We start from the raw sequence: 11,325 nt of genomic DNA, 5'->3' as shown, positions 1-11,325 counted from the left end.
TTCCAGCTACTAGGGCTTAGTGCAAATTGTGCAGATAAACTCACATTCTCGAAAAAGTAATTAGTGGATAACTATTACTTTTCTTGCTTGAGAAGGTCTTTTAGAGTAACGCCCACTTGAGAACCCTTACCCCCAAAAACCGAACCTACTTTTCCACTATTAAAACGTCCCTGAACTTCAGTGAGTAGGTCGCTAGGTAAAGGCACATAGCCCACTTCTGATACTAGCTTTTGGTTCGCTGGAGCATAATTGAAATCAACAAAAGCCTTAACTTCAGGACGGGTCGCCGCAGTTTTCTTAACGTAGATAAACTCTGGGCGAGCAAGGGGTTGGTAAGTGCCATCGCCGATGGTTTGTGGACTCGGCTGAACACAGCCCTTGCCATTGTCAATGCCAACGAGCTTTAACTTCTCTTTGTTGTTCTCATAATAGGCATAGCCGAAAAAGCCCAAACCGCCTTGGTCAGCGCTCACACCCTGCACCAAAGTGTTGTCATCTTCACTAGCAGTAAAATCTCCTCGACTTTCCCCTTCCTTACCCACAACTGCTTGAGTGAAGTAGTCGTAAGTACCAGAATCAGTACCAGGGCCGTACAAACCTATTTTCTGTGCAGGAAATTTCGGATTAATTTGGTTCCATTGGGTAATTTTGCCTTGAGCAGCTGGTTGCCACATTCTCTTTAGTTCATCAACTTTGAGGCAACTTGCAAAGTTGTTTTGGGGGTTAACCACTACAGATAGACCATCATAAGCGATCGGCAATTCAATGTACTCGATATTACCTTTTTTACAGAGTTCCACTTCTTCCGGCTTAATGGGACGGGAAGCATTAGAAATATCAGTTTCACCCGCGCAGAATTTTTTGAACCCTCCACCTGTACCAGAGGAAGCCACAGTAACTTTTACCCCAGGATTCGCCTTTTGAAACTCTTCTGCCATTGCCTCAGAAATAGGATAGACAGTACTAGAACCATCTACCCTGATCGTTCCAGATAAGTTTGATCCGGTTGCTGTATTGGTGGCTGGGGTAGCACCGCCATCAGCTGCTGGGCTAGAGTTATTAGAAGCTTGATTGTTATCGCCGCAAGAGCTAATACCAATTGCTAGAGCAACTAGGGGAGCAAAAAACCGCACCTTTGAAGAGAACATAAGGATCTTTATAAATTGATGCTATGGATTGACAGTATGAACATTAACACCCTAGTGTAAGATAAAGGTTAAAAAACGGTTAAGGAATGCTAATGCATACTTATAATATATAAAATTTAAAGTTAATAAAGGCACACATCCAAAAGCACAATACCTTAATTCTTAATATAAATATTACCACTGATTAGTAACAAATAAAGTAAAATGCAAGTAATTTGGGTACGGTTAAAATGATTTTTTGAACCTGCATATTTTTAAATGAATTTACTGGTACGAATTAGCAATTAAGAAGCAGGTTTAAGGTAGGGTATTCCACAGTGAGATTGCAACCCCTCCCTGCTATTTGGGTTCTGCGTACCCTTACTCTTAAGAGAACTAGCAGTGTAGGCAAAGCTAACGTGGGAGAGTTCATATATTAATGTTTATACTGGTTGCTGTTGGTTTTCCCTTTTGCCTTTCCTTGGTTGCCTGATAAATGTTTGCTGCTTCCAATCAATTACTATGGTCTATGATTGGCTTACTTCTTACAATGGGTGGCACCTTCCTAGAAGTTTATGGTATCACCTTACCTTGGAGTTGGAGTAAGCACGGAATTCAGACTTTTTCTTTAGGTGTCACTTTTCAAATTGGCGCGGTACTGTTGGTAGGTTGCTTAGGAGGTAAAAATGCCGGTGCGCTCTCGCAAATTGCTTATTTAGTCATGGGCTTAACCTTATTACCTGTATTTGCTGATGGCGGCGGTATGGGTTATATCAAGTTATCTCAATTTGGCTATTTACTAGGCTTTATTCCCGGAGCTTGGATTTGTGGCTTGTTCGCTTTTAAAGCTAGACCTCGACTAGAAACTCTTGCTTTTAGTTGCAGCTGTGGCTTGTTAACTCTCCACCTATGCGGTATTACTTATTTGATTATTAGCTATATTTTTCAGTGGAAAGGTACAGAAAATCTACCCTTAATGCAAGCAATCCTCAGATACTCCTGGTTTGCAGTACCAGGGCAACTAACTGTGGTCTGTGCAGTTACTGTAATAGCATATGTATTGCGTCACTTAATGTTTTATTAGTTCATTGTCCTTCGCCCTTTGTCATTTGTCACAAGCTCATGACTAACAATCAATGACCCTTAAGGGTGACGCTCGTTCACCTTCTCTGTCTCTTCTTCTTCCAAAGGGAGAGGCTAGCGCCTGCCGTAGGATGCCCGTTCACGTAGCGTCTCCTTTCGGAGAAGGGCTTTAGGGAGAAGACTGTGCTAGCTCACTAATGACCAATACTTCTCTATGAGAGGCTCCGCCCGAAGCGTAGCTTGCATCTCGGTAGGAGTACGCTTAAAAGTGACCAATGACTAATGACTAATTCGCCATGCGTTTAAAAAATCGCCTTTTTTGGATCGCTGCCTTCATAGCTTTTTTCTTAGACCAAATAACAAAATACTGGGTGGTGCAGACCTTTAGCTTGGGGCAGACACTACCACTTCTACCTGGGATATTTCACTTCACCTATGTCACTAACACTGGTGCCGCATTTAGTTTGTTAAGTGGGAAAGTAGAGTGGTTGCGCTGGCTATCTTTAGGAGTGAGTTTAGTATTGATAGCGTTGGCTTTGTTTGGACCAACGTTAAATTTGTGGGATCAGTTGGGCTATGGCTTGATTTTAGGTGGAGCTATGGGCAACGGTATTGATCGCTTTGTTTTAGGCTACGTTGTTGATTTTCTTGATTTTCGCCTGATTAACTTTGCTGTATTTAATGTGGCTGATTCATTTATTAGTATCGGTATAGTTTGCCTGTTAATTGGTTCCTTGCAAAAAACACCGACTTCAACTGGCAGGTCGCATTAAAATATTTAGCCTGGGACGATTAATCCCAGGCTATCGATTACTGAAACCCTTGCTCAGTAATATACGCGAATACTTGATTTCTTAATTCCAGCGATTTTTATTTGTTTGTTATTCTACACCAGCTTGCATAACTGGTGTAAGAGGTCAAAATGCACTGACAATCGCTGATGGCAAATTAGTATTCAGATTATGCCCCAGCTTTTAATTTAATTACCTGTAGCAGGAGTATTTGGCGAACTAGAGCCTGGAGCTGTGCTGGGAGAATTTATACCTGGTTCGGTGGTGCTGCCAGGAGTGCCAGACTCAGGTGAAGTTGAGCTTCCTGGTTCGGTAGTGCTGTCAGGAGTGCCAGGCTCAGATGGGGTAACGCTTCCTGGTGCTGGAGCTAAATTGCTAGGAGCGCCAGGCTCAGATGGGGTAACGCTTCCTGGTCCTGGAGTTAAATTGCTAGGAGCGCCAGGTTCAGATGGGGTAACGCTTCCTGGTCCTGGAGTTAAATTGCTAGGAGCGCCAGGTTCAGATGGGGTAACGCTTCCTGGTCCTGGAGTGCTTTCAGGAGTACCAGATTCAGGTGCTGTTATGGTTCCTGGTGCAGTTGTGCTATCAGGAGTAGTGCTGCTATCAGGAGCGCTACTATCAGGAGTAGTAGTGCTATTAGGCGTGGTTTCTACTGGTGCTGTAGTGCTACCAGGAGCGCTAAGATTCACTGGTGTGCCGTTGGGACAGCGGGAGTTAAGCGGAAAATTGTTGCACAGAATTTTCATCCCTTCTGGCGACATCTTGATTTCCGCTGGTGCACTAGTGGAGTTGCTACTAGATTGAGCTATAGGGGATTTACTAGATTCGGCTACAGCAATGTTAGCACTGAGTGCCAAAGATAGAGCTGTACCAATCATGGTCAGAGATTTTCCGATCATTCTGAAATTAATCCTCAACGGAACACTCGACCCATTAAAACAGACAATAGGATTTAGAAAATCTTCCTAAATGAATATATTTAGGTTTGTTTCAGAATATGTGGATATGTAAATTGGTAAAAATTAAATCTGTTGTTCATTGAAAGCTAGTGTTTAATAATACAAGATAAAAATCATGATTGTAGCTATTAAACTGGTAATCGTAGATAATGTAACCCTTTGAGAATGGAGCTAAAATTCGTGTCTTTATAAAGAAGTGACAAAAATAACAAATTAATTATAATTTCAAGATAAGTTTAAGTATAAAAGAGATCAAAAACTCCCGTATAACTAATTTATGCTTTGGCTTATGAGTAAAATGATGAAAGACTAACATCTAAATTGTAATTTGCCCGATTCTTCAATAAAAAGTGTGATGTGAATAGCCGATGAGTTTTCCCCAACCCCCTCAAAAGCCACAAACGTTACTTGGTCAACTGACTCAAGCAGTCCATACTATCCAAGCTAGGGTCGATTTTTCTAAATTGGCGCTCAAGCCTAATGCCAAAGTACCGGAACTCTGGGTGCAGGATGCGGGGGCGGATAAGGCAGAGGTATATCCACTATTAGGCGATCGCTATATTCTAGGTCGTAGCTCCAAATCGAGCGATATCGTCATCCGTAACCCTGTTGTCAGCCAAATTCACCTGTCGCTATCGCGGAATTCTACTCAGCGCACACCAGTTTTCGTCATCAAAGACGAAAACTCCACTAATGGCATTTATCGTGGCAAGCGTCGTGTTAATTCCCTGGAACTGCGTCACGGTGATATTCTCACTTTGGGCCCCCCAGAACTCGCCGCTTCTGTGCGGTTGCAATACGTCGATCCACCAGCCTGGTATGTTAAAGCTGTAAGTTGGACAGCTTGTGGTGTTGGTGGTGTTAGTGCCCTGTTAGCGTTAGTGATTGGCGTCGAATGGCTGAAATTTCAAGTTAAACCCCTACCGACAGCTACACGCGCCCCAGTCGTTGTTTACGCCCGTGATGGAGCCACTCCCCTGAGAGAACCTCGGACTACCTCTCATGTAGACATGAAGCGATTAGAGGAATTTGGCTCTTATTTACCTGCTGCGGTAGTGGCTTCAGAGGATAGTCGTTATTACTGGCACTTTGGTGTTGACCCTCTGGGAATTTTACGAGCCATCTTGATCAATAGCCGTAGCGGAGATGTGCAGCAAGGAGCCAGCACTGTAACCCAGCAAGTTGCCCGCAGTTTGTTCCGTGATTATGTAGGCAGACAAGATACCCTTGGACGCAAATTGCGGGAAGCAGTTGTCGCTCTGAAGCTCGAAACCTTTTACAGCAAAGATGAAATTTTGCTGATGTACTTAAATCGGGTTTTTTTGGGGGGAGATACTTCTGGCTTTGAAGATGCAGCCCGGTATTATTTTGAGAAGTCGGCTAAAGAATTAACTTTGGCAGAAGCAGCAACGTTGGTAGGAATTTTACCTGCTCCCAACGCTTTCGATTTCTGTGGGGATGGGCCAAATAAGCTAGAAGCAGCCGAATACCGGAATCGCGTGATTAAGCGATTGCTGGAGATGGGCAAAATTAAACCTGAAGATGCGAACCGAGCTAGACGCTCCACTGTGCAAGTTAGTCCTAAAGTTTGTGAGCAGCAGGCTAAGACGATCGCTCCTTATTTTTACAGTTACGTCTTCTCTGAACTTGAATCGATTTTGGGGGAAGGAGCTGCAAGAGAAGGAAACTATATCATTGAAACGAGGCTTGATCCAGTCATACAGAGGCAAGCAGAAGCAGCGTTGAATAATTCAGTGAACAACGCTGGTAGAAACTTTAATTTTTCTCAAGGGGCGTTGGTCACTCTTGACTCTAGTACAGGCAGTATCCTTGCAATGGTGGGTGGGACTGATTACAGAAAAAGTCAGTTCAATCGTGCTGTTCAAGCCAAAAGACAACCAGGTTCAACCTTCAAAATTTTTGCTTACACGGCTGCTATTCAACAGGGAATTTCAGAATCAAAAAGTTATTCTTGTGCCCCTTTAACTTGGCAAGGCTTTACTTATAAACCCTGTCGTGCTGGTGCTGGTGCTAGTCTAGATATTGCTACCGGGCTGGCGCTTTCAGAAAATCCCATCGCCCTGCGAGTTGCCAGAGAAGTCGGGCTGGATAAAGTCGTGTCAATGGCGCAGCGTTTAGGGGTAAAGTCAACACTTGATCCAGTTCCTGGCTTGGTACTAGGTCAAAGTGTGGTCAATGTTTTGGAAATGACTGGTGCTTTCGGCGCTATTGGTAATGGTGGTGTAGGAAATCCTCCCCATGCGATTAACCGAATTTTAGACAGTGGTGATTGTCGCGATCGCAATGATATCAAAACCTGCCGTGTAATCTACTCTTTCGACCAAGATCCAGATGCCAATAAACGAGTTCTGCCAAATGGTGTAGCCGATGAGATGACTAGTTTGATGCGTGGCGTAGTCACAAGGGGTACTGGTCGTGGTGCAGCAATTGGCCTGGGGGAAGCTGGGAAAACAGGCACAACTGATAAAAACGTTGACTTATGGTTCATAGGTTTTATCCCCAGTCGGCGGCTTGTAACTGGTGTTTGGCTAGGAAACGACAATAATTCCCCTACATCTGGTAGCAGCGCTCAAGCAGCTCAGTTGTGGGGAAATTATATGCGAAGAATTACAAGGTAAATTGGGGACTGGGGACTGGGGACTAGGAAAAGGCAAAAGGTTACAGGGTGGTCAGAATTCACGTTTGCTACCTTATCGCTTCCCAATTTCCACCAATCCCCAATCTCTAGTCCCCAATCCCCAATTATTATTGATATCCCCGCCAAGGAATAACTTCCAGCGTACCGCTAGGCTTAAATATCACTTGGAAGTGGGCGAGAGGTTCTTTATCATTGGGGGCTGCTACATTTGATCCGTAGATGGCGTTAAACATAGTGGGAAGCGGTGTTTCCCGGAAATAATCAAAGGCGACTTGGTTCAGTGGTTCATAGTCAGCAATTACACCATCTTTGTTGACTGCTACCCGATATTTCAAATCTCGCGTAAAGGTTGGAGTACCACTCCAAGTTTGGCGAACTGTACTATAAAGCTTTTGGTTTAAATTTTTGACTATATTAGAGTCAGCAATTCTTGCACCCACTACCTCTGGCGTTCTAGCATATCCCCGCCAAGGGCTAACTTGCAGCACACCTTGTGTAGTAAATACTACTCGAAATTGAGCGATCGGTTCATTGGAAATGGGAGGGCGGCTAGCTGGATTGTAAAGTACGTTAGGCAGAGGAGTTTGACCGACTCCTAAATTCGCCTCTTTATTCACTGCTTTATAACCAACGATCGCTCCATCCGCAGCTACACCTAAACGATAAATCAAATCTTGTTGCAATCCAGAGCGATTAGTCCAAGCTGGATGAACTTGGTTGTAAACTTGACGATTCAATGCACGTAACTGGGATGGATCAGTAATTTCTGGAACTGTATTTAAAAGTGCTTCTAAATCTTTAACTACTGGCTTTGCATTAGCTATGGGCGTTGCTGTAGGCGTTGCAGCCGCGATGGGAGTTGTAGTAGCTGATGCTGGAGGAGTGATATTGTTTATTTTAGAGCTAGTTTGCTCATCTGGCGTAGGCTGCGGTGGACGCATTTGGGGAGGTGGAATCAAGTTAAAAGCGATCGCTGCTACTGCTAAACTTGACACACCCACAGCAGCAGGTACAGCCTGCCTGATTAAAGCTTGACTAGCACCGCCATAACGTCTGGTAACTGGTTGCAGTTCTAGAGAAAGTTCAGGTAAAGTTTGGGTATCAGCAAAAAACTGATCCACTGCTTCCACTAAATCAAACAACTGCACCGTATTCAAATCTATTTCAATAGGCGGACGTTTGGAATTGTTAGAGTGATCGAACCCCTCTGAAGCACCTTCTGAATGTATAATTAGCCTGTGTCGGTTGCTATCAACTTTCTGAAATTCTACTAGCTCCGATTCTTGGTTGTGTGCTTGCGGATTGGGTACACTACTTAAAAATTCTTGGGCATAGCCACTAACAGCCCTTACCAAACTTTCAAAAAATTCCCGCCCTCCCGTTATGGGTTGGTTATAACCAGATAAATAGCATTCTGCATTTACCAATATTGATAATTCCGGGCGCATTTCCTGGAACTGTGCAGCCCTAGTAACATCACTTAAGCCTTCTAAAAGCAGTGTACAATTAGGCAAACTGTACTTACGTTGAATATTCATTCCACTTCACCGTCAAAAAGACTAATCCAGAACCTCTGCATTCCAGCTGTACCAGTACAAAATAGTAATTGTCCTAACAAATTGATAGCTAGCTCATCTAATTTTTGATCAGAAGTTAATGCCAGTACACCAGAACGTCGAGCATTCATTCGGCTCTTAAAATGTGCTCTAAACCTCTCTAAGTAATTAGATAGGCGCAAATTCTGTTCTAATGGAATCTGCTTTTCTTCCATTTGTTGACAGATCATTAATAACTGGCGAATTACAACAGTTAAACGCCGCGCTATGTAGCAAGCAATGACCACCAGAGCTTTTGCTTCCATGATAGTTAAGGGACGGCGCATGTGCGCTCTCCGTAGCGGGTTAGAGCTACGCATCCGCCATAAATTCACCCTGTCTTTAACAATTCCTTTTAGATCCAACTCTTGAGCAAAAGCCAGGATTGCTTCCGAACCACCAAGCTCTAAAGCTTCAATTGCCAGTAAAATCAGGTCAATTTGCAACCGGGTTCTGCGAGGACACGTTTTGGAAGCGATCGCAGGATCTGGTAAAGTGTCCAGAACCATCGGCAGTGAGTCTTGAGTTGGACTGTTGAACGGCGTTAAACTTGCTGAGACATTCATTCTATAAATACCTTGTGCGGTTCCAACAGACTAGATAAAACAAATTTAAGATCGGTAGCCAAGACTTGAGCATTAGACTTGTAGCAGTAGCATGACTACCTGATATATACATTACTTAACTCTTTCTACTCAAAGTTTTCCCTATATTGAAATCAAAATTTTAAAACATCAGTTAATTCACCTCATTTATTAGTGCAATACCTCTTCTAGCTTGATTTAAATTCTAATTATCGTCAATAAAGCGCGAAGCTTCAGCCTCGATCCCTAGCGTATGACATTATAGTGTACGATTTTTCACATATCTAAAAATTGGGGATTGGGGACTGGGATAGCTATAAATTTAATTTAAATTAATAACTCCCCACTCTTCACCCCTAACTTTCCCTACTCCCTATTCCCCATTTTATGGATTTGAAGTCTCTCGTTCGTGACATCCCAGATTTCCCCAAACCCGGAATTTTATTTCGGGATATTACTACCCTACTGCGTGATCCTGAGGGATTGCGCTACACTATTGACTTTTTAACACAAAAATGCAGTGAAGCTGGAATAAAGCCGGATTATGTTATTGGTATGGAGTCGAGGGGATTCATTTTTGGCTCACCTCTGGCTTATAAATTAGGAGCTGGTTTTATTCCTGTCCGCAAAAGAGGTAAGTTACCAGCAGCAGTTCACTCAATTGAATATCAACTAGAATATGGTATGGACTGCCTGGAAGTGCATCAGGACGCTTTACAGCAAGGTAGCCAAGTTTTAATTGTGGACGATTTGATTGCCACGGGCGGAACTGCGAGTGCAACAGCAAAATTAGTGCAGAAGATTGGCTGCGAACTAGTAGGGTTTGGGTTTATTATCGAGCTACGGGATTTACAAGGGCGTAAATATCTGCCGGAAGTGCCGATTATCTCTCTAATTGAATATTAGTTATTTGTCATTGGTCATTAGTCACTTGTACTAAGCGTAGCCGTAAAGCCTGCTACATAGCTACACTTCGGGCGCAGGCTCTCATAAAGAAGTATTGGTCATTAGCAAAGGACAAATAACAAAGGACAAAGGACAGATGACATCTACGAAAATTTCCTTGGAGACAGGTCGGGATTGGCTAATAACACTAGTTACGAGCGAAACTTTTGTTTATGTAGTAAAGCGGATATTGCAGGCACTACTGACTTTGTTGTTGGCATCAGCGTTGTCGTTTTTTATTATTCAACTCGCTCCCGGCGATTATGTAGATACGCTGCGGCAAAACCCGAAGATATCTCCAGAAAGGATTGAAGAAGTCAAGCGGCAGTTTGGTCTGGATAAGTCATGGCCAGAGCAATTTGGGCTATGGCTATGGCGGATCTTGACAAAGGGGGATTTTGGCACGAGTTTTATTTATCAACGTTCAGTGGCATCGCTGTTGTGGGAAAGAGTGCCAGCGACTTTACTATTAGCGATCGCATCTTTAATTGTCACATGGGCGATCGCCATCCCTCTGGGAATCTTTGCTGCTGTTAACCAAAATAAGCTATCAGACCGGGTTTTACAGGTAATTAGCTATGCCGGACAAGGCTTTCCCAGTTTTATCACTGCCTTAGGGCTGCTGGTTTTAGCCCAAATCACCTCGCCCTTCTTCCCAGTGGGTAGCATGACTAGCATTAATCACTCGGAACTGTCGTGGTTTGGCAGAATCTTAGATATCGGCTGGCACATGATTTTACCGACGATCGCCCTCTCAATTACTAGTTTTGCTGGTTTGCAACGCATCACTCGTGGCGAATTATTGGATGTTTTGCGTCAAGATTATATCCAAACGGCTCGTGCCAAAGGACTGCCAGAAAACCGCGTCATCTACGTTCATGCTCTCCGCAATGCAATAAATCCCTTAATTACCTTGTTGGGTTTTGAATTAGCTGGTTTATTAAACGGTGCTTTCATTGCCGAATTTTTCTTCAACTGGCCTGGTTTAGGGAGGTTAACTCTACAGGCTTTACAAGCTCAAGATTTATATTTGTTAATGGCAAGCTTGGTAATGGGCGCAGTGTTGCTGATTGCTGGTAATTTAATCGCCGATTTAATGTTAAAAGCCGCCGATCCACGCATTCGCCTAGAAAATCTCAATTAGTGATTTGTCATTGGTCATTAGTTATTAGTTCTTCTCCCCCTGCTCCCCCACTCTCTCCATCCCTATCCCCATGCTGTCCGAAGTCTATTACTTGGTGCGCTCAAAAACTGACGGTAATTATCTCATAGCTCGTCCTAACACCGAAACATCAGGTTATTTATTGCTGTTTCAGGAAAATTTTGATGCCCTTAGCTATCTCAACACCCACGCAGCAGAAGTAGCCAATCGCTTTTCTGTGGAATCTATTCCGCGTACACAGTTGGGAAACTTGCTCAAACGTTGGGGTTTTAGCGGTGTGGGTATTGTGACTGACCCATTACTGCCCAAGGTTGAATTTTTGCAGCACAGTTAAGCTCCACTACTGGATAAGGCGAAACTCAAGGGGGGATGTAAAAATATTACCTACCCAAATTGATTTAAAAGATGACATTTAGCCTA

The 11,325-nt window shown here is 43.5% G+C and carries 10 protein-coding genes; 6 read left to right on the top strand and 4 right to left on the bottom strand.

Going from position 1 to position 11,325, the window contains the following annotated elements; translation table 11 throughout:
* Nucleotides 1-74: 74 nt before the first annotated feature.
* Complete coding sequence (locus tag H6G26_RS14915; protein WP_190730002.1) at nt 75-1,148, bottom strand: PstS family phosphate ABC transporter substrate-binding protein; 1,074 nt, start codon at nt 1,146-1,148, stop codon at nt 75-77.
* 475 nt (nt 1,149-1,623) lie between these two features.
* Here H6G26_RS14915 and H6G26_RS14910 point away from each other — a divergent pair, with 475 nt between their 5' ends.
* A complete protein-coding gene (locus tag H6G26_RS14910) occupies nt 1,624-2,211 on the top strand; it encodes a biotin transporter BioY (RefSeq protein WP_190730001.1) in 588 nt (195 codons plus the stop codon).
* A 295-nt stretch (nt 2,212-2,506) separates the two neighbouring features.
* Nucleotides 2,507-2,983 (top strand): signal peptidase II, encoded by a 477-nt coding sequence (gene lspA / locus H6G26_RS14905; RefSeq protein WP_190730000.1) that lies wholly within the window; start codon nt 2,507-2,509, stop codon nt 2,981-2,983.
* Nucleotides 2,984-3,189: 206 nt separating this feature from the next.
* On the opposite strand, the gene H6G26_RS43775 is transcribed toward lspA, so the two are convergent.
* A complete protein-coding gene (locus tag H6G26_RS43775; protein WP_190729999.1) occupies nt 3,190-3,900 on the bottom strand; it encodes a hypothetical protein in 711 nt (236 codons plus the stop codon).
* Nucleotides 3,901-4,328: 428 nt separating this feature from the next.
* Here H6G26_RS43775 and H6G26_RS14895 point away from each other — a divergent pair, with 428 nt between their 5' ends.
* Nucleotides 4,329-6,599: a transglycosylase domain-containing protein gene (locus H6G26_RS14895; RefSeq protein ID WP_190729998.1), complete on the top strand. Its 2,271-nt coding sequence runs from the start codon at nt 4,329-4,331 to the stop codon at nt 6,597-6,599.
* A 127-nt stretch (nt 6,600-6,726) separates the two neighbouring features.
* Here the strand turns inward: H6G26_RS14895 and H6G26_RS14890 are convergent, their stop codons facing one another.
* Together H6G26_RS14890 and H6G26_RS14885 are read right to left on the bottom strand one after the other, a co-directional pair.
* On the bottom strand, nt 6,727-8,157 hold the full coding sequence (locus H6G26_RS14890) for a DUF4335 domain-containing protein (protein ID WP_190729997.1): 1,431 nt from the start codon (nt 8,155-8,157) through the stop codon (nt 6,727-6,729).
* Nucleotides 8,154-8,780: a DUF3038 domain-containing protein gene (locus H6G26_RS14885; RefSeq protein ID WP_190729996.1), complete on the bottom strand. Its 627-nt coding sequence runs from the start codon at nt 8,778-8,780 to the stop codon at nt 8,154-8,156. The genes H6G26_RS14890 and H6G26_RS14885 overlap by 4 nt, the downstream gene beginning before the upstream one ends.
* A 405-nt stretch (nt 8,781-9,185) precedes the next feature.
* Between H6G26_RS14885 and H6G26_RS14880 the strand changes: the two genes are divergently transcribed.
* The 3 genes from H6G26_RS14880 (at nt 9,186) to H6G26_RS14870 (ending at nt 11,239) form a co-directional block, all read left to right on the top strand.
* Nucleotides 9,186-9,704: an adenine phosphoribosyltransferase gene (locus H6G26_RS14880; protein ID WP_190729995.1), complete on the top strand. Its 519-nt coding sequence runs from the start codon at nt 9,186-9,188 to the stop codon at nt 9,702-9,704.
* A 136-nt stretch (nt 9,705-9,840) separates the two neighbouring features.
* Nucleotides 9,841-10,887 carry an ABC transporter permease gene (locus H6G26_RS14875; RefSeq protein WP_190729994.1) on the top strand — a complete coding sequence of 349 codons (1,047 nt, stop codon included), beginning with the start codon at nt 9,841-9,843 and terminating at the stop codon, nt 10,885-10,887.
* A gap of 70 nt (nt 10,888-10,957) precedes the next feature.
* Complete coding sequence (locus H6G26_RS14870) at nt 10,958-11,239, top strand: hypothetical protein (protein WP_190729993.1); 282 nt, start codon at nt 10,958-10,960, stop codon at nt 11,237-11,239.
* The last annotated feature ends 86 nt before the right edge of the window (nt 11,240-11,325 follow it).

This window comes from Nostoc sp. FACHB-888 (assembly GCF_014696655.1).
In the GTDB taxonomy this organism is placed as follows: domain Bacteria; phylum Cyanobacteriota; class Cyanobacteriia; order Cyanobacteriales; family Nostocaceae; genus Nostoc.
Note: the sequence above shows the minus strand (reverse complement) of the source record. Positions and strands in the feature narration are given on the sequence as shown.